Origin of the sequence: Vitreimonas sp., from assembly GCF_035627415.1 — a bacterium.
Lineage (GTDB): Bacteria > Pseudomonadota > Alphaproteobacteria > Caulobacterales > Aquidulcibacteraceae > Vitreimonas.
This window is the reverse complement of sequence record NZ_DASPLU010000016.1, coordinates 1-24,519: the sequence shown is the minus strand read 5'-3', so window position 1 is coordinate 24,519 and position 24,519 is coordinate 1. Positions and strand designations below refer to the sequence as shown.

Annotated in this window: 24 protein-coding genes; 17 read left to right on the top strand and 7 right to left on the bottom strand. The window is 65.8% G+C overall.

Annotated elements, in window-relative coordinates; genetic code table 11:
* Positions 1 to 16: 16 nt before the first annotated feature.
* Positions 17 to 1,813 carry a patatin-like phospholipase family protein gene (locus VEA80_RS10770; RefSeq protein ID WP_325060740.1) on the bottom strand — a complete coding sequence of 599 codons (1,797 nt, stop codon included), beginning with the start codon at positions 1,811 to 1,813 and terminating at the stop codon, positions 17 to 19.
* Between the two features lie 101 nt (positions 1,814 to 1,914).
* Between VEA80_RS10770 and VEA80_RS10765 the strand changes: the two genes are divergently transcribed.
* Genes VEA80_RS10765 through VEA80_RS20440 form a run of 11 tightly spaced genes read left to right on the top strand, consistent with a single transcriptional unit; the run spans position 1,915 to position 9,367 of the window.
* On the top strand, positions 1,915 to 3,084 hold the full coding sequence (locus tag VEA80_RS10765) for a toll/interleukin-1 receptor domain-containing protein (RefSeq protein WP_325060739.1): 1,170 nt from the start codon (positions 1,915 to 1,917) through the stop codon (positions 3,082 to 3,084).
* A complete protein-coding gene (locus VEA80_RS10760) occupies positions 3,084 to 3,875 on the top strand; it encodes an enoyl-CoA hydratase-related protein (protein WP_325060738.1) in 792 nt (263 codons plus the stop codon). The genes VEA80_RS10765 and VEA80_RS10760 overlap by 1 nt, the downstream gene beginning before the upstream one ends.
* Entirely contained in the window at positions 3,872 to 4,252 is a 381-nt protein-coding gene (locus VEA80_RS10755) for a hypothetical protein (protein WP_325060737.1), read from the top strand. Before VEA80_RS10760 ends, VEA80_RS10755 begins: the two co-directional genes overlap by 4 nt.
* Positions 4,253 to 4,284: 32 nt before the next feature.
* Positions 4,285 to 5,541 (top strand): DUF3667 domain-containing protein, encoded by a 1,257-nt coding sequence (locus VEA80_RS10750; RefSeq protein ID WP_325060736.1) that lies wholly within the window; start codon positions 4,285 to 4,287, stop codon positions 5,539 to 5,541.
* 14 nt (positions 5,542 to 5,555) lie between these two features.
* On the top strand, positions 5,556 to 5,957 hold the full coding sequence (locus VEA80_RS10745; RefSeq protein WP_325060735.1) for a hypothetical protein: 402 nt from the start codon (positions 5,556 to 5,558) through the stop codon (positions 5,955 to 5,957).
* Positions 5,958 to 5,974: 17 nt separating this feature from the next.
* Positions 5,975 to 7,000, top strand: a complete 1,026-nt coding sequence (locus tag VEA80_RS10740; protein WP_414731509.1) for a sterol desaturase family protein — start codon at positions 5,975 to 5,977, stop codon at positions 6,998 to 7,000.
* Positions 7,001 to 7,648 (top strand): FMN-binding negative transcriptional regulator, encoded by a 648-nt coding sequence (locus tag VEA80_RS10735; protein WP_325060733.1) that lies wholly within the window; start codon positions 7,001 to 7,003, stop codon positions 7,646 to 7,648.
* Positions 7,648 to 8,358 carry a hypothetical protein gene (locus VEA80_RS10730; RefSeq protein WP_325060732.1) on the top strand — a complete coding sequence of 237 codons (711 nt, stop codon included), beginning with the start codon at positions 7,648 to 7,650 and terminating at the stop codon, positions 8,356 to 8,358. Before VEA80_RS10735 ends, VEA80_RS10730 begins: the two co-directional genes overlap by 1 nt.
* The gene (locus VEA80_RS10725; protein ID WP_325060731.1) at positions 8,355 to 8,789 is read left to right on the top strand and encodes a DUF1489 domain-containing protein; all 435 of its coding nucleotides are present in this window, start codon (positions 8,355 to 8,357) and stop codon (positions 8,787 to 8,789) included. The genes VEA80_RS10730 and VEA80_RS10725 overlap by 4 nt, the downstream gene beginning before the upstream one ends.
* A 31-nt stretch (positions 8,790 to 8,820) precedes the next feature.
* Positions 8,821 to 9,072, top strand: a complete 252-nt coding sequence (locus VEA80_RS10720) for a type II toxin-antitoxin system ParD family antitoxin (protein ID WP_325060730.1) — start codon at positions 8,821 to 8,823, stop codon at positions 9,070 to 9,072.
* A 46-nt stretch (positions 9,073 to 9,118) separates the two neighbouring features.
* Entirely contained in the window at positions 9,119 to 9,367 is a 249-nt protein-coding gene (locus VEA80_RS20440) for a type II toxin-antitoxin system RelE/ParE family toxin (RefSeq protein WP_414731508.1), read from the top strand.
* Positions 9,368 to 9,370: 3 nt separating this feature from the next.
* On the opposite strand, the gene VEA80_RS10715 is transcribed toward VEA80_RS20440, so the two are convergent.
* Positions 9,371 to 10,540 carry a hypothetical protein gene (locus tag VEA80_RS10715; RefSeq protein WP_325060729.1) on the bottom strand — a complete coding sequence of 390 codons (1,170 nt, stop codon included), beginning with the start codon at positions 10,538 to 10,540 and terminating at the stop codon, positions 9,371 to 9,373.
* The gene (locus VEA80_RS10710) at positions 10,537 to 11,328 is read right to left on the bottom strand and encodes a tryptophan 2,3-dioxygenase (protein WP_325060728.1); all 792 of its coding nucleotides are present in this window, start codon (positions 11,326 to 11,328) and stop codon (positions 10,537 to 10,539) included. The genes VEA80_RS10715 and VEA80_RS10710 overlap by 4 nt, the downstream gene beginning before the upstream one ends.
* 161 nt (positions 11,329 to 11,489) lie before the next feature.
* On the opposite strand from VEA80_RS10710, the gene VEA80_RS10705 reads away from it, so the two are divergent.
* Entirely contained in the window at positions 11,490 to 12,548 is a 1,059-nt protein-coding gene (locus VEA80_RS10705) for a hypothetical protein (protein ID WP_325060727.1), read from the top strand.
* A 69-nt stretch (positions 12,549 to 12,617) separates the two neighbouring features.
* Here the strand turns inward: VEA80_RS10705 and VEA80_RS10700 are convergent, their stop codons facing one another.
* The 3 genes from VEA80_RS10700 to panC form a co-directional block, all read right to left on the bottom strand.
* Positions 12,618 to 14,165 carry an acyl-CoA carboxylase subunit beta gene (locus VEA80_RS10700; protein ID WP_325060726.1) on the bottom strand — a complete coding sequence of 516 codons (1,548 nt, stop codon included), beginning with the start codon at positions 14,163 to 14,165 and terminating at the stop codon, positions 12,618 to 12,620.
* An 83-nt stretch (positions 14,166 to 14,248) separates the two neighbouring features.
* On the bottom strand, positions 14,249 to 16,648 hold the full coding sequence (locus VEA80_RS10695) for a TonB-dependent receptor (protein ID WP_325060725.1): 2,400 nt from the start codon (positions 16,646 to 16,648) through the stop codon (positions 14,249 to 14,251).
* A gap of 123 nt (positions 16,649 to 16,771) precedes the next feature.
* A complete protein-coding gene (gene panC, locus VEA80_RS10690) occupies positions 16,772 to 17,623 on the bottom strand; it encodes a pantoate--beta-alanine ligase (RefSeq protein ID WP_325060724.1) in 852 nt (283 codons plus the stop codon).
* A gap of 137 nt (positions 17,624 to 17,760) precedes the next feature.
* On the opposite strand from panC, the gene VEA80_RS10685 reads away from it, so the two are divergent.
* Positions 17,761 to 18,630 (top strand): division plane positioning ATPase MipZ, encoded by an 870-nt coding sequence (locus VEA80_RS10685; RefSeq protein ID WP_325060723.1) that lies wholly within the window; start codon positions 17,761 to 17,763, stop codon positions 18,628 to 18,630.
* Between the two features lie 39 nt (positions 18,631 to 18,669).
* The gene (locus VEA80_RS10680) at positions 18,670 to 19,125 is read left to right on the top strand and encodes a J domain-containing protein (RefSeq protein WP_325060722.1); all 456 of its coding nucleotides are present in this window, start codon (positions 18,670 to 18,672) and stop codon (positions 19,123 to 19,125) included.
* Between the two features lie 6 nt (positions 19,126 to 19,131).
* Here the strand turns inward: VEA80_RS10680 and VEA80_RS10675 are convergent, their stop codons facing one another.
* Complete coding sequence (locus VEA80_RS10675; protein WP_325060721.1) at positions 19,132 to 20,196, bottom strand: D-alanyl-D-alanine carboxypeptidase family protein; 1,065 nt, start codon at positions 20,194 to 20,196, stop codon at positions 19,132 to 19,134.
* A 398-nt stretch (positions 20,197 to 20,594) separates the two neighbouring features.
* Between VEA80_RS10675 and VEA80_RS10670 the strand changes: the two genes are divergently transcribed.
* The 3 genes from VEA80_RS10670 (at position 20,595) to clpA (ending at position 23,956) form a co-directional block, all read left to right on the top strand.
* Positions 20,595 to 21,056: a TIGR01841 family phasin gene (locus tag VEA80_RS10670; protein WP_325060720.1), complete on the top strand. Its 462-nt coding sequence runs from the start codon at positions 20,595 to 20,597 to the stop codon at positions 21,054 to 21,056.
* A 236-nt stretch (positions 21,057 to 21,292) separates the two neighbouring features.
* Positions 21,293 to 21,631, top strand: a complete 339-nt coding sequence (gene clpS / locus VEA80_RS10665; RefSeq protein ID WP_325060719.1) for an ATP-dependent Clp protease adapter ClpS — start codon at positions 21,293 to 21,295, stop codon at positions 21,629 to 21,631.
* Positions 21,632 to 21,637: 6 nt separating this feature from the next.
* Positions 21,638 to 23,956: an ATP-dependent Clp protease ATP-binding subunit ClpA gene (gene clpA, locus VEA80_RS10660; RefSeq protein WP_325060718.1), complete on the top strand. Its 2,319-nt coding sequence runs from the start codon at positions 21,638 to 21,640 to the stop codon at positions 23,954 to 23,956.
* The last annotated feature ends 563 nt before the right edge of the window (positions 23,957 to 24,519 follow it).

The window sequence follows — 24,519 nt, the reverse complement described above, 5'->3', positions numbered from 1 at the left end:
CGGCGCTTGCGCTAGCTCATTCCGCGATTTCGAGCGAGGTCGTTCCGGCCATGTCGCCGATCGCGTCCTCGCTCGGGCTGTGGAAGAGCCCATGCGGGCGCTGCAGCGCTGCGACCGCGGATTCGTAGCCGGCGGCGACGACGTCGTCGAAGCGCTTCCAGTCGCGCATATCGATATCGGGCATTTCCGGCGCGATCAGCACGTCGGCGCCCGAGCGGCCTTCCCACGGATCGATCGCCAGCGTCGCCGCGCGCATCAGCAAAGAGGCGATCGGCGGCGCCGATTGAAACCCGTGCGCAGCGACCCAGCCGAGAAAGCCCGGCGGATCGCGGAAGTCTTCTAGATCGATGCCGTCTCGCCGCGCCACGTCGACGCCGATGATCGGGCCGCGATGGAGCTGTTTCAGCACGTCGACCGGAAAGTTCTTCAGCACGGCGCCGTCGACCAAGAGCCCTTGTTCGCCGTCAATCACCGGCGGCAGGATTCCCGGCAGCGAAATCGACGCGCGCAGCGCCTTGCGCAGCAAGCCGCCGCGATGGACGCGAATATCGCCGGCGACGAGATCGGTCGACACGGCGAAGAACGGCACGCCCAAGTCCTCGATCAGCGTCTCGCCGAAATGCTCCTGCAGCCGGTCCTCCACGCGCCGTCCGCGCACCAGTCCGACAACGGGAATGACGTAATCGCCGAGCGGATTGCTTTCGACGAACGATTTGCGGATGCGATATTCGATCTCGTCGTCCTTCCAGCCCATCGCCACACAGGCGGCGATGATCGCGCCCATCGATGTGCCACAGGAAACATCGAACGGCAGACCCGCCTCGCGCAAGGCGCGTACGACGCCGATGTGCGCGTAGGCCCGCGCGCCGCCGCCGGATAGAACAAGGCCGATCGAGCGGCGTGCGATCACCCGCGCCAGCCGCGCCGCATCCTCGTCTTCCAGCCCCCGCCAGTGGAAGAGCCGCGAGGCCTCGCAGGCCACGCGCCACTCGTTTGTCGTCGCTGCTTTGCGATCCATGCCGTGATGCAGCAGCACAACATCGATCAGCCGGAACTGGCGCGCCGGCGAGGGCTCTTCTGGCGGCAGCAGCGGCATCGATGGCCGCGCATCGGCGCGGGCGAAGAACCAGATGCGGTCCGCCTGTCGGATGCAGGTGCGGAACCACGGCGTGTCGGCGATCGGCGACACGAGGAAGACCGCGTCGTTCTTGGCTTCGAGCGCGTCGAACCAGGCGCTGTTCATGCCGCCTGCGCTCATCTTGTGCAGGTCGTCCTCAGTCACGATCACGGCGCGGCAGTTGAGCCGCCTCAGCGCCGCCTGCAGCGTGCGTGCGCGCAGGTCGATGTCTATGGTGGGCGAGGTCGAGATCAGCGCGTAGACTTTCGGATCGGCGCGCGGATTGTTGCGGTGGCTGGCCCTCGCCCGCGTCAGCATGATCCTGGCGATGTGCTCCATCATCGCCGGGTGCGCATGCACCAGGAGATCGAACGCGACCGGCGGCAGCTTCAGGATTTCGCTGTCGCGCATCGCGAACACGCTGGCCGAGTGCGGTTCGCGGGCGATCATAGCCATTTCGCCGACCGGCTCCCCGGGCCGGATGTAGCCGAGCAGCGCATGGCCGCCGCGCTCGGCCGGCTTGAACGCCGCGAGCGAACCGGTCAGCAGGAAATAGACGCCCTCCGGCGGCTCGCCGGCGTTGATCAGCGGCCAGCCGGCGGGAATCGAAAACCATTCCGATACCGCGTCGAGCGCCATCAGCACGTCCGATGGCGCATCGCGCAGGTTGGGGATTTCGGCGAGGCTGGGCTTCACGCCGGCAGGATAGAGCGCGTTCGTTAAGGCGCAATGAGAAGGCTGTGAGTGCGGCCCGGCGGTCGTTTGCTCAAGCCCGGCGCCCGGCTTAAGACGGCGTCATGACCGTGTTCATCGCGCATGCGCCGGCCGACCGGAGCGCCGCCGAGGCGCTCGAAAAGACGATCGAGCGGCGGGGACAGTTTTCCGAGCTGGACGACGGCACGGTTGCGCTGCGCCCGGTGCAGCAGGGCGACGCCTTGGTGCTCCTGGTGTCGCAGGCGCTCACCTTCGCGACGGCGCGCCTCCGGCTCGAGCAGCGCGCGCTGGACGCCTGGGCCGACGGGCGTCTCGTCGTCGTCAAGCTCGACAAGGGCATCGCCCCGGTGGGTCTGCGCGATCTGCCCGCGGTCGACGCCAGTTTCGAGGCGCAGCGCGAGTTCAAGTGGAACGAAGTCGCCGATCAGGTGCGCGACAAGATCAGGCCGGCGCCGCCGCAAGCGCCTGAAGCCGCGCGCAGCGCGCCGCGTCTCAACAAACGCCTTCGCGCCAATTTCAGAACCGACGCTGATGAGTGGCGCTCGATTGCGGCGGTAGCGCTGCCCGTGCTCGCGCTGCCGGGCGTGCTGGCGCTCGCGGCCGCCGTTTCGATCTGGCTGGCCAATCGCATCGGGCCGGCGCCCGGCGGCTGGCCCGAGCTGCGCCGCGGCGTCGGCGAGTTCGGCGCCCGCTTCGGTCTCGGCGCCGGCGCTACCGAGATTCTCTTCGTGCTCTCGATCCTGCTCACTATCGGCATCGTCACCTACTGGATCACGCGTCTCTTCAAGAAGCCCAAGGCGCAGGCGAGCCCAGCCGCGCCCGCCGAGTTCGAGCCGGACGCGCCCGCGCCGGCGAAGCAGGGCGATTCCGTTTTCGTGTCCTATGCGCGCGCCAACGAGGGCGCTGTGCTGCCGGTGATCGAAGCGGCGAAACAGGCCGGCCGCAAGTTTTGGCTTGATCAGCACGGCTTGAAGCCGGGCGATGGCTGGGCCGGCGAGATCGTGCGCGCGATCCGCGGCGCCGGCGGCGTCACCGTAATGTGCTCGCAGGCGGCGTTCGAGAGCGATCACGTCAAGCGCGAGATCTACTTGGCCGATCGCTACAAAAAGAAGCTGCTGCCGGTCTATCTCGAAGCGGTCGAGCCGCCGGAAGACTTCGAATATTTCTTCGCCGGCGTGCAGCGCCTCAACCTGTTCGAGACGCCCGAGCCGGAGCGGCCGCAAGCCTTCATCAGCGCGTTAGGATCCAACTGATGTCCACCGATCCCGTTCTGCTCGATGTGTCGCCCGAGGGCGTCGCCGTCGTCACCCTCAACCGGCCCGAGAAGCGCAACGCCTTCGATGAGCTGATGATTACGGGCCTCAGCGACACATTCGAGACCTTGAAAGGCGCCGATCACGTACGCATCGTCTTCATCCGCGGCGAAGGCGCGGTGTTCTGCGCTGGCGCCGACATCGACTGGATGCGCCGCGCCGCCCAGTTCACCGACCAGGGCAACGAGACCGACGCGCTCGCGCTCGCGCGCATGCTGCGCCATCTGCACGAATTGCCGCAACTCACGGTGGCGCTGGCGCATGGCGCAGCGATGGGCGGCGGCGCCGGTCTCGTTGCCGCATGCGATGTCGCCGTCGCTGTAAAAAGCACGACCTTCCGCTTTTCCGAAGTGCGCTTGGGGCTCACGCCGGCCACGATCTCTCCGTATGTTGTCGAAGCTGTCGGTCCGCGTTGGGCGAGGGCTTTATTCGCCACCGCCGAGAGTTTCGATGGAACCTTCGCCGAGCGGATCGGCTTAGTGCAGTATGCGGTAGAGGATGATGCTGCGTTGCGCGCGATGATGGAGCCCCTGAGCGATTTGGCTTTGGCTGCGGCGCCCGGCGCCGTCGCCGACGCGAAAGCGCTTGTCGGCTATGTCGCCGGACACAAGATCGATGACAGCCTCGCCAAGGAGACGGCTCGCCGTATCGCGGCGCGCCGCACCTCGGCCGAAGGACGCGAGGGCCTCGCCGCGTTTCTCGAGAAGCGCAAGCCGGAGTGGTATTCGTGAAGCTGAAGCGCGGCCTGAGCCGGATTTGGCCAGCCCTTTATCAAGCCAAACTGGTTCGTCCGCACATGCCGTTCTGGCGCGTCGTGGTGGAGGCGCGGCTCGACCGCCGCTCCAAGCGCTGGCCGGCCAAATTCGGCTCGGCCGTCACCGCCGTCTTCGTCTGGGCGCGCACGATCGAGGAGGCCGAGGGCCTGGCCGTGCTCGCACTCGAGGAGGAGGGGCTGGAAGCCCTGACTGCCGACGCCAAGAAGACCCCACCCGCCGCCGCGCCGCGGCGCGCGTCCGCGGCGGTCGCCCGCACCGAACTCGGCTTTCTGCCGCGCCTCGATGGCGAAACAGGCGCCGAAGGGCCGTCCCGCCGCGACGCGCGGGCTTGATCGTCTCCCGCTGACGCGGGAAATACGAGTCCATGAGCGGGGAACTTGAAGCAGCCGGCGCGATGGCGACGGCCGGCATTGTCGCAGGCGCCATCGAGGGCCGCAGAGGTGAAGGCGGCCACGCGGAAGGCGGGTGCCTCAACTGTGGCGCCGCGCTCAGCGGTCCATACTGCAGCCAGTGCGGTCAGGCCGGCCATCCGCATCGTAAGCTCACGCACGTGCTCGAAGAATTCCTGCACGGCATCGTGCACTTCGACACCAAGGCGTGGCGCACGCTGCCGATGGTGATCTTCCGCCCCGGCACGCTCACCCGCAATTTCGTCTTCGGCAAGCGCGCCCGCTACATCAGCCCGATCGCGCTCTTTCTGTTCACGATCTTCTTCATGTTCTTCGTCTTCGCCTTCGCAATGCACGACGAAGGACTTGAGCGCGCCGCCGCCGCGCCCGCCCGTGCCGACATCCTCACGGACCTGGCCGATGCAAGGGCCGAACTGCGGCAAGCCCAGGCCGAGCTGGAGCAGGCGCGGACCAACCCCGATGCCGATAGCCCTGAGGGACTGGAAGTCGGCCTAGCTGAAGGCGCGATTGAAATCGCGCAAGCTCAAGTCGACCGGCTCGAGCGAGAACTCGCCGCGCACGACGCCGAGGCCGCGCGCGAGCAGCCGGTTGTGATCGATGTGGAGCAAACCGCGAACGATCCCGCGCGCGCTGGGGCCGAGTCGCCAGCAGCTGTCGCGAGCGACGCCGGCCGGTCGAGCCCGTCCTCGACCGAAGAAGAGGAGGAGTCTTCGCCGCGCACCTGGCAGGACTCGATGCGAGAGGTCGCCGAGAGTGAAAACTTCGTCGTCATCGACGGCGCCGACGCCCTCAACGAGCGCATCCGCAAGAAGTTCGAGAACCCCGATCTCGCCGTCTATAAAATCCAGCAGACGGGCTACAAATTCTCCTTCCTGCTCGCGCCGCTGTCGCTACCGTTCATCGCGCTCTTGTTTCTCTGGAAACGTGGCGTGACGCTCTACGACCACATGGCCTACGCGCTCTATGCGCTGTCGTTCGCGTCGCTGCTGTTCGTGGCGGTGGTGCTCTCGGCGCAATGGTCATGGACGGCGTGGCTGCCGGGCTGGCTGCTGCTGGTCGGTTTGCCGGTGCACACGTACTTCCACCTGAAAGGCGCCTACGCGCTCGGCTGGTTCTCGGCGCTTTGGCGCACGTTCTTCATGCTGATCTTCGCGATCATCATCATGTTCATCTTCCTCGTGCTGATCATCGTCCTCGGTCTCACCGGATGAACTGGGACGAGTACTTGGCCAACTGGGTCGCCGAAGCGCCGGTGTTGGCCGGCTCGGCCGCCGTCGTGCTCTTCATGGTCGGCGTCGCCGCGCTGCTCGGCTTTCGCCACACCGCCAAGCTGGACGACGCCGAACTCGCCCGGCTCGCCGCTGCCGAAGGAGCCAATGTCGAGCACGCGGTGATCGACGCGCGCGGCCGCAATGCCTTCGTGCGCCTGAGCGGCGGCAAGCTGATGATCGCCCGCGTCATGGGCAATGACGTGAGCGCTCGGGTGTCGCCCGCCGCCGCGGTCCAGATCAGCCTCCGCAACGGCAAGCTGAGCGTCAGGTTTGCAGACCTCGGCTACCCGCCGCTACATATGCGCCTGCAAGCGCCGCCGACCTGGATCGCCGAGCTTGCGGGAGAGCCGAAGTGACCGCGCCCGTCACCACGATGACCTCGCCGAACATTGAACCGCCGTTCGAGATCCCGCCCATCATCACCTACGCGGTGCCGGCCTTCGTGCTGCTGATCATCATCGAGATGATCGTGGTGAAGCTGACCAAGCGCGGGCGCTACGAATTCCGCGACAGCGCCGCCAGCCTCGCCATGGGCCTCGGCAACCGTGTCTTCGGCATCGCGTTCGGCGGCCTCGCTGTCGCCGCCTACTTCTGGGTCTATCAGTTCCGCCTGTTCGACCTCGGTTGGACCTGGCCCGTCTTGGTCGCCTGCTTCTTCGCCGAAGATCTCGCCTATTATTGGTTCCATCGCGTCGCGCACGAGCGCCGCTGGTTCTGGGCCGCGCACGTCGTCCACCATTCATCGCAGCACTACAATCTGACGACGGCGCTCCGCCAAACCTGGACCGGCACGCTCGGCCTCAACTTCATCTTTTGGCTGCCGCTGATGCTGATCGGCTTTCCGCCGCTCATGGTGTTGATGTTCGGCGCCATCAGTCTCGTCTATCAATTCTGGATCCATACCGAAGTCATCGGCCGCATGGGTCCGCTCGAATGGGTGTTGAACACGCCTTCGCACCACCGCGTGCATCACGCCACCAACGCTAAGTATCTCGACGCCAACTACGCCGGGGTTCTCATCATCTGGGATCGCCTGTTCGGCACGTTCGTGCCGGAGGACGAGGAGAAGCCGCGCTACGGCATCATCTCCCAGCTTGGCACCTTCAACCCGTTCCGTGTCGCCGTGCACGAATGGGTCGGCATCTGGCGCGACGTCACGCACGCGAAGTCGTTGCGCGAAGTGCTCGGCTACACGTTTGGACCTCCCGGCTGGAGCCCGGACGGCTCGCGCAAGACCTCCCGTTCGATCAAGCAGGCCTGGGCGGCGCAGCAATTTCCTCCCCCGTTTGCGGGGGAGGTGGCGCGAGCGCAACTCGCGACGGAGGGGGCGGGGCCAGGCGCTCCCCCCTCAGTCACGCTGCGCGTGACAGCTCCCCCGCATGCGGGGGAGCAAAGGTAAGTGTACGTCCCCGCGCATTTTGCTGCTGAGGACGCCGACGCTCTGATCCGGCGCCTCGCCCGCGCGCGCGCGGGCGTCCTCGTCACCATCGACGAAACCGGCGCGCCTGTCGGCACGCACATGCCGATCCTGTGGGACGCGGAGAAGAAGATCGCCACCGGCCACATCGCCCGCGCCAACCCGCAATGGAAGCAAGGCGGAGGGCAGGGGCTCATCGTCCTCTCCGGCGCAGAAGCCTACGTCACGCCCGCCTGGTATCCCTCCAAAGCCGAGCACGGCAAAACTGTGCCGACCTGGAATTACGAAGCGGTCCACATCGCCGGCCGTGTCGAATGGTTCGATGACGCTGCGCGACTCGAAGCCGTCGTCCGCGATCTCTCACACGTCCACGAGCACGATCGCGCCGAACCTTGGGCCATCGGCGACGCGCCGCGTGCTTACATCGAGGCGCTGCTTCGCGGCATCGTCGGCGTCACCCTCCACGCAACGCGCATCGAAGCCAAACGCAAGCTCTCGCAAAACAAGAGCGAAGCTGACTTCGTCGGCGTGATGCGCGGTTTGGCCGCCAGCGGCGACGCTGCGCAAGCCGAAGTCGCCGCGCTCATGCGAGCGGAACGTGTCGTTGCCGCCGACCCGGAGGGGAATTGATGCGAGCGGCGCAACCGGCGATCCCATACCCGTGCCCGCGCTGCGAGAAGCGTCAGATCAACGCCAAGGCAACCACGCCCTTTGTTCGCGGTTTGGTGATTTGGTTCAGGCTCGGCGAGAAGACGGTCATCGGCTGCGTTGGGTGCGTGCGCACAGCGATTTTTGGTGAAGCCGGGCTCTCGCTTCTGATCGGTTGGTTCAGCCCGTTCGCCCTCATCATAAATCCGTTCATGATTGGCTACGGCCTGCTGCAGGGATTGTTCATCGGCCAGAATCGTTCCGCGGCGAGACGACACCTTCACGACCAAGGCTTCCCGACGGGCGTCGACGGCGATTTGAATCGCGTCTGCTATGCGCTGGCCGTGGCGCTGATCGGCGGCGAGTGGACGAAGGAGGCGGCCGATCTGTCCGGCCGTGAATTGATCTTCGCGAAGCGTGAGAATTTTTCGGCGGAACGGCTCGATGCAGTGATCGCCATCGGCCAGCGCCTGCTGCCGGGATTTGAGCAGGCCGACTTCGAATGGTACGTGGCCACGAGCATGGGCTTGGGGCATCCGCTGCACGTTGCTCAAGCGGCGCGCCGCGTTTTGGCCGAAGAGCAGTGTCGCGTAGCGGCGGATTTTCTGGGCCAGGTGGGGTCGTCGCTTGAGTTTCCTGCTCAGCGCCAAGAAACAATCGCGCTCATCCAAAGAACTCTCGTCGGCGAATGACCATCCACATCGTCAAACTCTGCGTCGGCGCCGATAGCGTCGAGGATCTCGCCGAATGGCAGATCGGCCAGATCAAGCGCGCGAAGACAGAGAAGCGCCCGCACATCGCGCCGGTGTGCGGCACGCGCATGTGGCCCAAGCGCGTCGAAGACGTGCTCGCGGGCGGGTCGCTCTATTGGGTGATCAAAGGCGTCATCAGCGTGCGCCAGCGCATTATCGCCGTCGATCACGTCACCGACAATCATGGGCCGCGCTGCGGCCTCTATCTCGACGCCCACCTGATGCGCACCGTTCCGCAACCGCGCCGCGCCTTCCAAGGCTGGCGCTATCTCGATCCGAAAGACGCCCCCGCCGATCTCGGCGAAGCCCAAGGCGGCGCCGACCTGCCGGAGCATCTGCGCCGGCAATTGGTGGAGCTGGGCGCGTGGTGACCGAACCTGCAGTCCGTGCTATGGCGCCGGTATGAACAAGCCGACGACAATCGTGCTTCCTGAGCACCAGATTTCGTTCGTTGAAAGCCAGGTGGCCGCCGGACATTACGGTTCGCCCAGTGAGGCCGTGCAGGCTGCCCTGCGTCTACTAGAGGCGCAGGAATCGAAACTGGAGCAGCTTCGCCAGGCGCTGATCGAGGGTGAAGAAAGTCCGCTCCTCGACTCATTCGATCCAGATGAGTTTCTCGCGCGAATGCGAACGGAACATACTGCCCGCAAATGAGGGGCTATAGGCTTCGTAAGCGGGCCGAAGAGGATCTGGCCGAAATCTGGCGCTATACGGCCATTCGCTGGAGCGTGGAGCAAGCCGAAAGTACTTGCAAGACATCTTCAGAACCATCGAGGCGCTTGCACAAGAGCCAAGTTCGGGCCGCGCTTGTGGCGACATCCGGCCTGGCTACTTTCGTCGCAACGTCGGATCGCACGCTATCTTTTTTCGGGTTGTCGGCACGCGAGTGGAGATAGTGCGCGTGCTACACGCGCGACGCGACTTTCAGCGTCATCTGGCGCGCAAATAGCTCCTAGCCCAATGCCTTCCGCACCGCGTCGCAAAACGCCGACACATCCGCCTGATCCTGATACAGCCCGAACCCGATCCGCAGCACGTCGTCGCGCGCATCGGTGATCACGTTCGCCGCCATCAGCGCCGACTTCCATAGCACCGCATCGGCGTGCCGCAGAGACAGAAAGCGCGCCTGCGGCCCCTCGGCGTTCGGCTGCAGCAGCTCCGCCCTGCGCAACGTCGCGCCCGCTTTCCCCGCGGCGATCGCCTCCGCCACCATCGTGCGTAGTACAGCGAGCCGCTCGCTGATCGCAGCCGTGTCCAGTCCTTCCTTCGACAGCATCGCCTGCACAGCGTTGAAGCGATAGAGCCCCGTCGCGTCGTAGGTGGCGCCAAGAAAGCGCGAGCCATCCTCGCCGTACGCGACCTCGCCCTGTTTCTTCTCCATCGCGCCGAAGTCGGCGAACCAGCCTGTGTAGCCCGGCCGCTCCGCATAGCCGGGGGGCGCGTGGATGAATCCCGCGCCTTCGCCTGCCATCGCGTACTTGTAGCCGCCGCCGAGCAGAAACACGCGGTCGGCCACGCGCGAGAAATCGCACGGCATCGCCATGAACGAGTGGTAGAGATCGAGCGCGACCCAGGTCCCGCCCGGCGAGGCGTAGGCGGCCAATTCCTCGACGCCATCGAAGCGCAGGCCGCTCCTGAACATCACGTGGCTCAGAAAGGCAATGTCGGGCCGCTGCTCGCGCATCGCCGCCAGGAAGCGTTCGCTGAACGTCTCGAACGGCTCGCACGGCACGATGCGCCGCATGATCCGATCTTCTTCCTCCCAGCGCGCGCTTTGACGCCGGAACGAGTGGAACTCCCCATCCGTCGTCAGCACCTCGATCTTGCCAGGCGCCCGAGCCGAGAAGAGCCGCATCAGCAATTCATGCGTGTTCGGCGCAAAGCCGATCGTGCGCGGATCGGGCAGCTTCAGCTCGAGCGCGATGTTGGCCTGCGCGCGCGGCATCACTTCGCCGAAAATCTTCTCCCACTTGCGGTCGGCGAGGGCGGCGGCGTCATCCCACGCCTGCACGTGGCCTTCGTACGAAGCGTCGGGCCAGAGATGATGCGAGTGCGCCGCAAAGTGGATGCGTCCGGGGGAGGCGGCAAGCGCACGTGAGAACAGATGCTTGTAGCTCTTCAAAGCTTGGTCCTCAGCGACCAAATTTCCGGAAACGCGCGCCGCGTCAGGGTCTGCTGCAGATAGCCAACGCCCTCGGTGCCGCCGGTGCCGCGCTTCCTGCCGATGATCCGCTCCACCGTCAGCACGTGCTTATGGCGCCAGGTGAGGAACGCATCGTCCAAGTCGATCAGCTTTTCAGCAAGCTGATAGAGCGCCCAATGCCGCTGTGTGTCTCGATAGACCGCGAGCCATGCCTGTTCCACCGCCTCGCTCGGCTCGTACGCCGCGCCGGTAGCGCGCCGATATGCGCTCTCCGGAATCTCGAACCCGGCTTTCGCCAGCTGTTCGAGCACGTCATCGTAAAGGCTCGGCGCGGCGAGCGCGGCTTCGAGCATCGCGCGATCGGCGCCGCCTTCGGCGTGATACTTCAGAAAGCCCGCGTCCTTCAGTCCGAGCCGCGCCTCGAGCACGCGGAACTGCGCCGACTGGAAGCCCGAACTCGTCCCCAGCATCGAGCGGAAGTTCAAATAGTCCGCCGGCGTCATCGTCGCCAGGATGTCCCAGGTCTGCGTCATCACCGCCTGGATGCGCGAGACGCGCGCCAGATGCTTGTAGGCAGGTACGAGGTTGCCGCCGCGCACCTCCGCCTGCGCCGCGCCGATCTCGTGGATGACCTGCTTCATCCACAACTCCATCGTCTGATGGAGAATCACGAACAGAAGCTCGTCGTGCTGATCCGTGCGCGGGCTCTGCGCCGAAAGCAGCTCCTTTAGGCGCAGATAGCCGCCATACGTGACTTCTTCGCCCATTTGGCTGCTTCCTCCATTGAATCACGGCCTTAAAGCACGGGCGCCGCAGCGGGAAAAGCGCCGTTGGGCCTGAGCTATGCGTGCTCGCGGCCACTTTTGAGTTTGGCCGGTGGGCGCGATTTGCTAGGGGAGACGCACACGAGCAGCCGAGGAGGGTGGCCATGGGCTCTATCGTAAGGACATTGCTGATCATCGTAGCCGTCGTGCTGGTCGTGGCCGGCGCCGGCTATTTCTTCGGCCCGAAGGTCGCGGCGCGCACGACGACGCTCGAAATCGAGCGCCCGGCGCCGACGGTGCTGGCGCGGCTGTCGTCGACCCCGGTGGGCGCGACGGTCGTGGAAGGCGTCACCATCGCCGAACCGGCGACCGTCGACGGCGACACCGTCACCGCGCCGGTCACGTTCGCCGACGGCGCCACGGGCCGCGTCGTCTACACGGTTTCACCCGCGGGCGAGGGCTCGCGCGTGCTGGTGAAGTTGGAGCAGGATCTCGGCGCCAACCCGCTCGATCGCCTGCAAGTGCTGACCGGCGGCGATGTCGGCCCGCTGATGGCAACGGCCGCGAGCGCGGTCGAGACCGATCTCAACGCGCTGCCGAACGCCTCGTTCGAAGGCCTGCAGTACAGCGTCGCGCAAGTCGAAGCGCGGCCGTTCTTCTATGTCGAGAACTGCTCGGGCTCGGACGCTGAATCGATCACCTCGATCATCAGCCAGGCCGTCGTCGCCATTCCGCCGGTGATGCGCTCGAGCAACCTCACCGTGAACGGCGAACTGATCGCGGTCGAGCCGCGGGTCGTCTCCGGCCAATACTGCTATCAGGTCGGCTATCCGTACCAAGGCCGTCAGCCGCGCGCGCTGCTGATCGGCAAGACCGGCCAGACGCCAGCCGGCACGGTGCTGCGCGTGGTCTACACCGGCACGGAAGAGAACGTGCTGCGCGACGTCTACAATCCGATGGATGCGCTGCTTGCCGCCGCGCACCTCGACAATCCGGCCACGCCGGAAGACGATTGGACCACGTTCGAAGTCTATCACGACGATCCGACCCAGGCTGGCGGCTCGCGCAACCGCGAGATCTTCTACGTCGTGCAAGGCGACATCACCGCGCTGACCCGCATCGCGCCGCCGAGCGAAGCGGCCGCAGTCCCGGCCGCCGCGCCCGCGGCGACGGAAACGCCAGCCGCTCCGGCCGCAACGACGCCGGCGCCGGCGACGCCGTAACGACGCAGCAATGCGAAAAGCGAAGGGCCGCTGGCGAAAGCCAGCGGCCCTTCTGCTATGCGACGCCGCCTAAGGCCGCATCCCAAAGCTGCTCGGCCCTGTCTCCAGCGTCCGCTGCGCCAGCCCGGCCCATTCGCACAGTAGCGGCCGCGTCTCGCGCGGATCGATGATCTCCTCGGCGTAGAACGCCTCGGCCGTCCGAAATGGCGAGCGCAGCGCTTCGGCCCAGGCGCGGATTTCCGCCAGCCGCGTCTCCGGCTCGGGGTGAGTTTCCAACTCACGCTTGAACGCCGCTTCGATGCCGCCCTCAAGCGGCAGCGAGCCCCAGTCGCCGCTCGGCCAGCAATAGCGATACTTCACCCGCGTCGGGTTCATCATTGCCGAACCCGCCAGCCCGAACGCCGCCCGCACCACGATCGAGCACCACGGCACGCGCGCCTGATACACCGCCGCCATCGCCTGCACGCCAAGCTTCACCGTGGCCGCCCGCTCATGCTTCACGCCGACGGCGAAGCCGGGGCAATCGACGAAGTGAACGACCGGCAGATGAAACGTCTGCGCCAGATCGACATGCTTGATCAGCTTGCGGCAGACATCACTCGTCCATGCGCCCGCCAGAAACATCGGATCGCCCGCCAGCACCGCAACGCTGTAGCCGTCGATGCGCGCAAAACCGGTGATCAGCCCGCGGCCCCACTGCCGTCCCGTTTCGAAGAATGTGCCCGCATCGACGCACGCCTCGACGATGCGCCGCATCTTGTACGGCACGCGCCGATCGCGCGGCACCACGTCGATCAAGGTCGGATCGCGCCGATCGATCGGATCGCCGTTCTGCACGCGCGCCGGCAGCTCGTGGATCGACGCGGGGAGGTAGGAGAGAAACTTGCGCGCGGCGGCGAAGGCCTCCGCTTCGCTGGCGACGATGTCGTCGACGACGCCGTTCTTGCCGTTGATCTCGGCGCCGCCCAGCGCCTCTTTATCGACGTCCTCGCCGATCGCCTTCGCCACCGGCGGCCCGGCGACGAACACCTGACTGAGGCCCTGCACCATGACGCTGTAGTGGCTCGCCGCCACGCGACCGGCGCCGAGCCCCGCGCATGGGCCTAGCGCAAGCGACACCACCGGCACGGTGCCCATGTTCGCCACGACCCATTCCCAGCCCGGCGTCTGCGGAATGTAAGTGCGCGGGTCCTTCTCCAGCATTTTCACCGAACCGCCGCCGCCGGTGCCGTCGACCATCCGCACCAGCGGCATGCGATATTCGTTCGCCATCTGCTCGGCGAACACGAGCTTCTGCCAGATGCCCGCATCGGCCGCGCCGCCGCGCACCGAAAAATCGTCCGCCTGCACCGCGACCGGCCGTCCATCGATAAGCCCACGGCCGACCACGAACGGCGTCGGCAAATAGCTCGTCATCTCGTTGTCGGCGCCATAGCTCGCGCGCCCTGCGATCTTGCCGGTCTCGTGAAACGAGCCCGTGTCCAGCAGCGCATCGACGCGCGCGCGCGCCGTCAGCTTCCCGGACGCCTTCTGCCGCGCCACCCGCTCGGCGCCGCCCATCTCCTCGGCCAGCGCTTCGCGCCGGCGCAGCTCCTCGACGTCGTCCTTCCAGCTCATGGCGCGCGAGCCTAAGCCCCGCGGTGCAAAAGAAAAGGCCGGGACTTTCGTCCCGGCCGGCAGACTTTCTCATTCTCTAGAGTTCAGAACGCGCGGCGCACCGTGACGCCGACGGTCCGCGGCTGGTTGGTGTGGAACGCAAGCCGCGCCCGCCCGCCGCGCTCGCGGTCGAACGCCAGGTTTGCGTTTTCGTCGAACGCGTTATTGACGAAGAAGGTGAGGCCCCAGCTCTCCGTCTGCACGCCCGCGTTCACGTTAACGATCGTGTAGGGATCGAGTTCGAGATCGACCGTGGTCGCCGCGCCGGGCGGCGGGCCGCCGAAATCGAGTCCGTGTACGAACGTGCGCGGATTGTCTTCCTGATCGCCCGGCTGGGTGAAGCGGCTGCCCATGTGCTGAGCTGTCGCCGAGACGAAGCCTTCGAGCCCATCTCCCCAAGCGAGCGGGAAGTAGTAAGCCGCCGTCGCCGCGACTTGATACTCCGGCACCGACGGCAGACGATTGCCTTCCCGAATGCCCGCCAGCACCGCGCCGAGCACCGACGTGCGCGTCTCGTCGAACTCCGCTTCGACCAGGCTGCCCGCCAAGGTGAGTTCGAGTCCGTCCATGGGCGAGATCGCGAACTCGGCTTCGAGGCCCGCCGTGTGCGCGTCGGCGTTGAACACGACGCGCGACGAGCACGAGCCGGCGTCCGCCGTGACCTGCAGGTCTTCGATGTCCGAGTAATAGGCTGCGGCGTTGAACGTCATCAGCCCGTTCTGGAATTTGAAGCCAGCCTCGTAGTTCCAGAGCTTCTCGTCCTCGAATGTCGGAAAGCCGCCATAGGTGAGCGCGTCCGGTCCGCCCGGCCCACCGGCGCAAAGCGGCAGGTTGAGCGGGTCGTTGACGCCGCCGAGGCGGAATCCTTGCGACGCTTGCGCGTTCAATGTCAGGTTTTCGCTGACGTCGTAGCTCAACAGGAAGCGCGGCGTGAAGCCGCTCGACGAAGTCGAGTCGATCTGATCGTCGCCGTTGGAGAACAAACCGCCGGAGGTGAAACGGCGCCGCTCGGTGAAGTCGTAGTAGCGTCCGCCCGCCGTCAGCGTGAGCCGGTCGGTCAGATCGTAGCTGATTTCGCCGAACAGCGCGAACTGATCGATGTCGTACGGCAGGTCCGAATTGTACGGCGAATCCGGCGGGAAGCCGTTGGCAACCGCGGCCGACGTGCCCGGGCCGAGCACCGCGTCGGTGAACGCGTCATAGCCGGGCGTCGGCAGACGCTGGCGATAGTCGCGATTGATGTCGGTCACGAATACGCCGAACAGCCATTGCCAGGGCGACTCCATATCGGAGGCGAGGCGGACCTCCTGTGTGAGCTGTTCGAGTTCGGTCGTGTCACGCAGGTTCGACGGCAGCAGCACCGCCGCATCCGGGAAGCCCAGATCGACCGACACCGATCCCGTGAGCGCGCTGGCGTCGCGGCTGACCAGAATCTGCCGGTTCATGGCCGTGGTGATCGAGGTGAGCGCGACATCGCCGAGGTCCCAATTCACGGTCACGTCGAACAGCGTCGTCTCGTCGCTGAACTCTTCATCCAGCAACAGGAACTGCTCGCGCTCGTCGAACGTCACCGGCGGGCGTGTGGTGGTGTAGGGGTTGGCGAAGAGATTGTAGACCTCTTGGCGATTGAACCCGTTCGACTCCACGTGCTGATAGACCAGCCGAGGCGTGATCAGCAGGTTCGGCGTGATCTGCATCGCCAGCGCGGCGCGCAAGCCGCTGCGCGTGCCGTCGTTCACGTCCTCGTCGCGCCCGCCGCCTTCGCGCAGCGCGTCGATGAAGCCTGCGTACTCGGTGTGATAGCCAACGCCCCGGAACGCCAGCCGGCCCGGCGTCAGCGGGATGTTGACCATGCCTTTGAGGTGGCCGCCTTCGCCGCCGTCAGTAACGGTGTTGACGCTGGCTTCGACCGAGCCCTCGAACACGTCGAGGTCCGGCTGATTGGTGATGTAGCGGACTGTCCCGCCGACATTGCCCGAGCCGAACAGCGTGCCTTGCGGCCCGCGCAGCGTCTCGACGCGGTTCAGGTCGTAAAGGTCGAGGTCCGGCGTGAACAGCGAAAGCGAGATCACCGAGTCGTCGAGATAGACGCCGACTTGCTCCTTCACGCCCGGCTGGTCGCGCACGATCTGGCCGGCGGAAACGCCGCGCAGCGAAACCTGGCTTTGCCCCGGTCCCAGATTCTGCACCGACATCCCGGCGACGTTGCGCGAAATGTCTTCGATGGTCTGCGAACCGGTGCGCTCGATGTCCTCGGCCGTTTGCGCGTTCACCGAGAACGGCACGTCTTGAATCGAGCTCGCCCGGTGCGTCGCGGTGACGACGATGGTTTCGTCTTCAGTTGTGTCCTGCGCCCAGGCGGCGCCTGGTGCGCTGATGCAGGCGATAGCGACGGCGACAGCGATCGCGCTGACGGCGGACGCCAGTAAGCGTTTGCGAGTCATTGTTCGAGCTCCCTCCCTGAGCGATCAAACCCCCGCAGTAATGGTTAACCTAGCGCCGACGTGCGGCTGTCATAAACGCCCCTGGGGAGAAAAATTGGCGCGCAGGACGCAAAAACTCGCCTGTCATACCGCCATATTGTCGATCAGCCGGGTTTTGCCGAGCCAGGCTGCGGCCAGCAGGCGGGCAGGGCGGGAGAGATCGGCGATCGGCTGCAGCGTCTCCGCGTCGCGGATCGCCACGTAATCGATGTCCGTGAATCCGGCGGCGATCAGGTGGCGCGCCGTCTCGGCTTCGATCACGTCGAGCGCGTGCCCCGCGTGCGCGGCCTTGATCGCATCGTGCATCAGATGATTGAGCCGCGCCGCGATCCGCCGCTCATCGGCGCTGAGATACGCATTGCGCGACGACATCGCGAGCCCATCGTGTTCGCGCACGGTGGGGCAGCCGACGATCTCGACGGGAATGTCGAGATCGCCCGCCATCCGCTTGATCACCAGCAATTGCTGATAATCCTTCTCGCCGAAAAACGCGGCGTCCGGGAGCGCCTGCAGCAACAGCTTCGCCACCACCGTCGCCACGCCGCCGAAGAAATGCGGCCTGAACTCGCCCTCGAGCGGGGTCGACACGCTGGAGACGATCACGTTGGTGGCAAAGCCTTCGGGATACATCGCGCTTCGCTCCGGCGCGTAGAGCAGGTCGCAGCCGGCGCCGGCCAGCAGCTTGGCGTCGCCCGCTTCGTCGCGCGGATAGCGTTCGAAGTCCTCGTGCGGCGCGAACTGCCGCGGGTTCACGAAGAGGCTCGCGATCACGCGGTCGCATTTTTCCTTCGCCCACCGCACCAGTGAAAGATGCCCCTCGTGCAGCGCCCCCATGGTCGGCACGAGCCCCACGCGCAGCCCTTGCGCCCGCCAAGCGCGCACCGCCGCGCGCAGCGCCGCGGTGTCGCGAACGATGGGAAGAGCGGAATCAGTCATGCGCTCGCATCCGTCTGGAAAGTTCCCGCGTCAAGCCGTTTAAGCGCGCCTTAACCTCGATCGCCGAGTTTCTATTCTATGTATCTTGGCGTTGCGGGATCCGGTAGGCGCGCAGCGTCCGCTCGTGCGGGCGGGCGATGAGCGTCGCCTACGCGCCCGCGCCGTCGGCCGCCCTGCGCCAAGCGCACGTCATCGTCGTCGGCAACCAGAAGGGCGGCGCGGGCAAGTCCACCGTCGCCATGCACCTCATCGTCGCCCTGATGCGCATGGGCCGGCGCACGGGCGCGCTCGACCTCGACGTCCGCCAGCGCTCGCTCACCCGCTACATCGAGAACCGCAGCCGCTGGATCGCCGACCGCGCCGCCAAGCTGCCGGCGCCGCAGATCCTCGAACTGCGGGAAAGCGCCCAGCGCTCGCTCGATCTCGCCGAGGCGGAGGAGGAGGCCGCGTTCCGCCTCGCCCTCAAGCGTCTCTCCGAGACCTGCGATTTCATCGTCATCGACAGCCCCGGCGGCGACAGCTTCATGGCCCGCCTCGCCCACGCCTGCGCCGACACGTTGATCACCCCGCTCAACGACAGTTTCGTCGATTTCGACCTGCTGGGCTCGCTCGACGAGACCTGCGCCGATATCGTCCGCCCCTCGATCTACAGCGAGATGGTCTGGGAAAGCCGCAAGCGGAAGGCGCTCGCTGTGCGCACGCCGATTGACTGGGTCGTGCTGCGCAACCGCACCTCCACGAGCCGCATCGAAGCCAAGAACAAGCAGCGCGTCGGCGACGCCCTGAAGACGCTGTCGCAGCGCATCGGCTTCCGGCTCGCCCCCGGCCTCTCCGAGCGGGTCATCTACCGCGAACTCTTCCCGCAGGGCCTCACCATGCTCGACCTCGACGGCGACGGCGGCGAGGGGGAGATGAAGATGGGGCACCTCGCCGCCCGCCAGGAACTCCGCGACCTCTTCCTGACGCTGAAGCTGCCCGGCCTCGAGGGCGAAGCGCTCAAGTTCTGACAGTGTCGCGGGCGCGCCGGCGCCGTTAGGGTCGCGCCCGTGCTGCTTCTCGTCCTTCTCGTCGTCATCGCCGTCTTTGTTCTGCTGTTTGGCGTCCGCTTCGGCGGCGCGCGCCGGGCGCAGCTCCTACAGCGTTGGCCGGCGCTGGCGCTGGCGGTCGCGGCGCTCTTTGCCGCCTCCCGCGGCGGTGTCTGGCCGGCTTTGACCCTCGGCGCGCTCGCCGCAGCCGCGTGGCTGCTCTGGCCCGCGATCACGCGCCGGCTGCGCAAGTACGATGCGGCGGCCGCAGCGGAGGCTGAGAGCAGCAGCGCCGATCCCGCGGACGCTGCGGCCCGCGCGCTGCTCGGCGTCGGCCCCCACGCCACGGAATCGGAGATCCGCCGCGCCTATCGCGCCAAGATGGCCCGCGCCCACCCCGATCGCGGCGGCGCCCATAACGAAGCCGCGCGGCTCACGGCCGCGCGGGATCGGTTGCTCAGGAGACGGAAGGGCTGAGGCCCGTCAGTCCATTTCTTCGGTGGAGAGTTCGCCTTCGTCGCCTTGGGCGATCGGGCCGTCGATCGGCGCCCGCACCGGAGCCAGCGTCTCGACCACCATGCCCTGATAGACGTCATAGGGCGAGGAGGGCGGCAGCGGCCGCGCCGCGGCTTGCAGCGCGCCCGGCGCGAGTTGCACGTCGAGACGGCGGCCGGGCATGCTGGCGTACTGCGCCGCGTTCGGATCGGCGCGGCGGGCGAATTCCTCGTAGGCGCCTTCGACGAGATAGGTGACTTGCGCATCGCGCGCCGCCGCCGTCTCGCCGCCGAGCACCACCACGATCACGCGCTGACCGTTGCGCTCGGCCATAGTGGCGAGGTTGAAGCCGGAGGCGCGGGTGTAGCCGGTCTTGATCCCGTCGACGCCGTCGACGGTGCCGAGAAGCCGGTTGTGACCGCGGATGGTGCGCCCGCGCCACGTGAAGCTGGTGCGCTGAAACGTTTCATAACGCTCGGGAAAATCGCGCCACAGCGCCTGCGCCAGGACAGCCATGTCGCGCGCCGTAGTGCGGTGGCGGGTGTCCGGCAGGCCGCTCGCATTGGCGAAGCGGGTGTCGGTCATGCCCAGTTCGCGGGCGCGGGCCGTCATATTGGCGGCGAACCGCGCTTCGGTGCCGCCCAGCCGCTCGGCCACGACGGTGGCTACGTCGTTGGCGGATTGGACCACGAGGGCATTGATCGCTTGTTCCACGGTGAGGCTGTCGCAGCCCCGGCGGCGCGTGCAGCGCAGGCCAAGGCGCGACGGCGGCTGGCGCGTCGCATTGCGGGACGCTGTCAGCCGCGTGCTCATGCTGAGGTCGCCGCGCTCGATCGCCTCGAACAGCATGTAGAGCGTCATCATCTTGGTGAGCGAGGCCGGGTAGCGGTTCTCGTCCGCCTGGTCCTCGAGCAGCACCTCATTGGTGCGCGCGTCCATCACAATGGCCGCGTAGCGGTCCTGGGCGACCGCGGGCGAGGCAATGGAAACGGTGAGGGCGACTGCGAAGGCGCCGAGAACCGTCCGAAAGAAAGTCGCACCCGCAAAGTTCATTGTCGTGTCATCCCGCACAAACACGGACTATTTCAGGCAATTCGCGTGCCGCGCAGCTTACAGATTCCTTAGACCCAGTTAAGTTGACGTTGCACTTCTGGGTTAATGCTCTGCAGTGAAGCGGTGATTTGCCTAACGCACGTCCACGTTGTGGAAAACGTGGTTAACGCCCGATGAAGAATTGCTGTTTCCGGTGTCAATTCCTGGGCGCGCGCTGCAAATGACGCGGAGTCAACTGCAAATGCCGCTTGCGCGCCGCCCCATGTTGCAGTGCAGCAAAATCGTGGTTGACTTCGCAGGTGCAGCATAACATATTGGGGTCAGATTCGCCGGTCCTGCCGGCGGTCCGGCTCAATCCGGGCGCTCCTCCGCCCCAAAGACCCGAAACGGAGACCAAAATGGCCACTGCGAAGACCGCCCCCCGCGCCGCCAAGTCGGCCACGGAGGCCTTTGAGACCTTCTCCACCGCTTCCAGCGACACCGTCCGCGAGAACATCGACCGCAGCATGGCGGCGCTCTCGGAAGCGTCGGCGTTCGGCAAGCAGAACATCGAGGCCTTTCTGGCTTCGGCCCAGGCCGCTCAGAAGGGCTTCGAAGCCCTCTCGGCCCGCACCGTCGCCTTCCAGAAGGCCGCGCTCGAGAACCACGTCAATGCCACGAAGTCGCTGATGACGTCGACCAGCGTGCAAGAGTTCGTCGAGAAGCAGAACGATTACGCCAAGGGCGCGTTCGAAGCCTATGTCGCTGAACTGACGAGCGTTTCCGAGCTGGTGACGGGCGTCGCCAAGGACGCGCTCGCGCCGATCAACGACCGCGTCAACGCCGTCGGCCAGTTCATCCAGAACGGCGCCGCGCGCTAACAGCATCGACTTCGGCGCCCGTCGCCGAGGGGCTGACAAACGGACGAGCCCGGCTCATGCGAGCCGGGCTCGTTTCGTATGCGCATGGCGCCGCGTCGGCGGGCGCCCGCCGGGTAACTGCGCACGTCAGAAGTTCAAGACCTTTCCAGCCCAGATTCAGTCCATAAATTGTTCAGCATGTGAGCGAAGGCTCGTGAGCTTTAACGGGCCGCGAGTCGGCTGAAGGTGCGGAGTCGATGAGCGGGAATTCCTGGGACGAAGAAGGCGACCAGGACGGTGGGGCCGACAGCCGCACCGGAACAAAGACGCTCACCCGCACCAAGAAGCCGTCTCTCTACCGGGTGCTGCTGCTGAACGACGATTACACGCCGATGGAATTCGTCGTCTATGTGCTGGAGCGTTTCTTTCAGAAGAACCGGGAGGAGGCGACCACCATCATGCTCCACGTCCATCAGAATGGCGTCGGGCTCTGTGGCGTTTACACCTACGAGGTGGCCGAGACCAAGGTCGCCCAAGTACTGGATCTGGCGCGGCGGCACGAACACCCGCTGCAATGCACGATGGAAAAGGACTGACGTCGAATGGCGACTTTCTCCCGCACGCTCGAACACACGCTGCGCCGTGCGCTCCAGCTCGCGAACGAGCACGAGCACGAATACGTGACGCTCGAGCACCTCCTGATGTCGCTCATCGACGATGATGATGCGGCCGGCGTCATGCACGCGTGCAAGGTGGACTTGGACAAGCTGCGGCTGAACCTCGACTCCTATCTCCGCAACGAGCTCGAAAGCCTGCGCGTGCAGAACCGCGAGCACGAAGAGCCGCGTCCCACCGCCGGCTTCCAGCGCGTGTTGCAGCGCGCCATGCTGCACGTCGATTCCAGCGGCGGGCGCGAAGTCACCGGCGCCAACGTGCTGGTTGCGCTGTTCAGCGAACGCGAGAGCCACGCCGCCTATTTCCTGCAGGAGCAGGACATGACCCGCTATGATGCGGTCAACTTCATCGCCCACGGCTTGCCGAAGCGCGCCGGCGCCGCCCAACCGCGTCCCGTGCGCGGCGCGCAAGAAGGTGAAGACGGCGAGCGCGTCGTCAAGCAGGGCAGCGAGGCGCTCGCCGCCTATTGCGTGAACCTCAACAAGAAGGCCAAGGAAGGCAAGATCGATCCGTTGATCGGCCGCGAGCCCGAAGTGCTGCGCGCGATCCAGATTCTCTGCCGCCGGCAGAAGAACAACCCGCTGCTGGTCGGCGACCCCGGCGTCGGCAAGACCGCCATCGCCGAAGGCCTCGCCCGCAAGATCAACGAAAAGCAAGTCCCCGAAGTGCTGGCTGACGCCACCATCTTCTCGCTCGACATGGGCTCGCTGCTCGCCGGCACGCGCTATCGCGGCGACTTCGAAGAGCGCCTGAAGAGCGTGATGAAGGAGCTCGAAAACCAGAAGAACGCGGTGCTGTTCATCGACGAGATCCACACCGTGATCGGCGCCGGCGCCACGAGCGGCGGCGCGATGGACGCCTCGAACCTGCTGAAGCCGGCGCTGCAAAGCGGCCAGCTTCGCTGCATGGGTTCGACCACCTACAAGGAATATCGCCAGCACTTCGAGAAGGACCGCGCTTTGGCGCGCCGCTTCCAGAAGATCGACGTCAACGAGCCGTCGATCCCGGACGCGATCAAGATCCTCATGGGCCTCAGGCCCTACTTCGAAGACTTCCACAAGGTGAAGTACACCGACGATGCGGTCAAAGCCGCCGTCGAGCTGTCCGCGCGCCACATGGGCGACCGCAAGCTGCCGGACAAGGCGATCGACGTGATCGACGAATCCGGCGCCTCGATGATGCTGCTGCCGCAGAACCAGCGGAAGCAGATGATCGATGTCGCCGAGGTGGAAGAGGTGGTCTCGCGCATGGCGCGGATTCCGCCGAAGTCCGTGTCGAAGAACGACGCCGAGGCGTTGGCCTCGCTGCCGACCGACCTGAAGCGCGTCGTGTTCGGCCAGGACTCGGCGATCGATCAGCTCGCCGCCGCCATCAAGATGGCGCGCGCCGGCCTGCGCGAACCGCAAAAGCCGATCGGCTCCTATCTGTTCGCCGGCCCGACCGGCGTCGGCAAAACCGAAGTCGCGCGCTCGCTCGCCAACGTCATGGGCATCGAGCTCTTGCGCTTCGACATGTCCGAATACATGGAGCGCCACACCGTAAGCCGTCTCATCGGCGCGCCTCCCGGCTATGTCGGCTACGATCAGGGCGGTCTGCTTACCGACGGCGTCGATCAGCATCCGCACTGCGTGCTGCTGCTCGACGAGATCGAGAAGGCGCACCCGGACCTGTTCAACATTCTGCTGCAGGTGATGGACCACGGCGCGCTCACCGATGCGAACGGCAAGAAGGTCGATTTCAGGAACGTCATCCTGATCATGACCACCAATGCCGGCGCGGCGGACGCGGCCAAGCAGGGCATCGGCTTCGGCCGCGGCAAGAAGGACGAAGAGAACGAGGAAGCGATCAAGCGGCTGTTCTCGCCGGAATTCCGCAACCGTCTTGACGCGGTGATTCACTTCGGCGGCCTGCCGCCGGAAGTGGTGCGTAACGTCGTGCAGAAGTTCATCATCCAGCTCGAAGGCCAATTGGCCGAGCGCAACGTGCAGATCGAGATCAGCGACAAGGCCGCCGATTGGCTGGCCACGCGCGGCTACGACGAGAGCTTCGGCGCCCGTCCGCTCGCACGTCTGATCCAGGAGCAGGTGAAGAAGCCGATGGCGGACGAATTGCTGTTCGGCAAGCTGAAGGATGGCGGCCTGGTGAAGATCGACATCGATCCCGCCGACGACACCAAGCTCAAATTCACCTACCAGCCCGAACCGCGCGGCCTCTTGAGCTTCGGCAAGAAGCCGGAAAAGGCGTAAGGTTCAACGCGACCCTAACGAAGCGGCGGCTGAGCGATCAGCCGCCGCTTTTGTTTGCTCCGTGTTCAAATGCAACCGCTGCCCGCCGAAGCGCAGCAGAGCGGCGGCGCGCGCCGAGCGTCACGCAAACGAGGATAGATGCGCGCTCTATCCCCGTGTTTCCGAGCAAAATTCTCGCAACTTCAACGCCCGCGCAGAAATCAATCCGACAGCGCCAGACCTGGCGTATAATGCCCTTGCTCTCACACGAGAGGATTTCGAAGAGCTCCGAAGCTTTGGAATGTGAGCGCATCGACCGGCGCGGCAGACGTCGCTTCGATGGGAAGGGAAGAGCGTTGTGATCGTTGTGAAGTCGTCGTGTCGTCGTGGTGAAAAAACCACAAAGGCACAACGGTCCACAAAGTGCACAGCGCGATATCGCTCCATCGTTGAGGAAGTCCGCGGACGTGGAATGTCGAGAGGGCCTTCGCAGAAGGTACGACGCTTTCCAGGTTCGTTGGGCGAAGCGAACGAGGTCTGCATTGCCTGCGGGGCGTGAAACCGCAGGGTCCAGAGTTTTTCGG

What these genes read in the sequence shown, in the direction of transcription:
- VEA80_RS10730 (WP_325060732.1), top strand. Translation starts at nt 7,648, where the DNA reads ATGCGAGCGGCGCAACCGGCGATCCCATACCCGTGCCCGCGCTGCGAG.
- VEA80_RS10765 (WP_325060739.1), top strand. Translation starts at nt 1,915, where the DNA reads ATGACCGTGTTCATCGCGCATGCGCCGGCCGACCGGAGCGCCGCCGAG.
- VEA80_RS10675 (WP_325060721.1), bottom strand. Translation starts at nt 20,196, where the DNA reads ATGAACTTTGCGGGTGCGACTTTCTTTCGGACGGTTCTCGGCGCCTTC.
- VEA80_RS10725 (WP_325060731.1), top strand. Translation starts at nt 8,355, where the DNA reads ATGACCATCCACATCGTCAAACTCTGCGTCGGCGCCGATAGCGTCGAG.
- panC (WP_325060724.1), bottom strand. Translation starts at nt 17,623, where the DNA reads ATGACTGATTCCGCTCTTCCCATCGTTCGCGACACCGCGGCGCTGCGC.
- VEA80_RS10740 (WP_414731509.1), top strand. Translation starts at nt 5,975, where the DNA reads ATGACCTCGCCGAACATTGAACCGCCGTTCGAGATCCCGCCCATCATC.
- VEA80_RS10705 (WP_325060727.1), top strand. Translation starts at nt 11,490, where the DNA reads ATGGGCTCTATCGTAAGGACATTGCTGATCATCGTAGCCGTCGTGCTG.
- VEA80_RS10710 (WP_325060728.1), bottom strand. Translation starts at nt 11,328, where the DNA reads ATGGGCGAAGAAGTCACGTATGGCGGCTATCTGCGCCTAAAGGAGCTG.
- clpA (WP_325060718.1), top strand. Translation starts at nt 21,638, where the DNA reads ATGGCGACTTTCTCCCGCACGCTCGAACACACGCTGCGCCGTGCGCTC.
- VEA80_RS10700 (WP_325060726.1), bottom strand. Translation starts at nt 14,165, where the DNA reads ATGAGCTGGAAGGACGACGTCGAGGAGCTGCGCCGGCGCGAAGCGCTG.
- clpS (WP_325060719.1), top strand. Translation starts at nt 21,293, where the DNA reads ATGAGCGGGAATTCCTGGGACGAAGAAGGCGACCAGGACGGTGGGGCC.
- VEA80_RS10670 (WP_325060720.1), top strand. Translation starts at nt 20,595, where the DNA reads ATGGCCACTGCGAAGACCGCCCCCCGCGCCGCCAAGTCGGCCACGGAG.
- VEA80_RS10685 (WP_325060723.1), top strand. Translation starts at nt 17,761, where the DNA reads ATGAGCGTCGCCTACGCGCCCGCGCCGTCGGCCGCCCTGCGCCAAGCG.
- VEA80_RS10750 (WP_325060736.1), top strand. Translation starts at nt 4,285, where the DNA reads ATGAGCGGGGAACTTGAAGCAGCCGGCGCGATGGCGACGGCCGGCATT.
- VEA80_RS10760 (WP_325060738.1), top strand. Translation starts at nt 3,084, where the DNA reads ATGTCCACCGATCCCGTTCTGCTCGATGTGTCGCCCGAGGGCGTCGCC.
- VEA80_RS10695 (WP_325060725.1), bottom strand. Translation starts at nt 16,648, where the DNA reads ATGACTCGCAAACGCTTACTGGCGTCCGCCGTCAGCGCGATCGCTGTC.
- VEA80_RS10720 (WP_325060730.1), top strand. Translation starts at nt 8,821, where the DNA reads ATGAACAAGCCGACGACAATCGTGCTTCCTGAGCACCAGATTTCGTTC.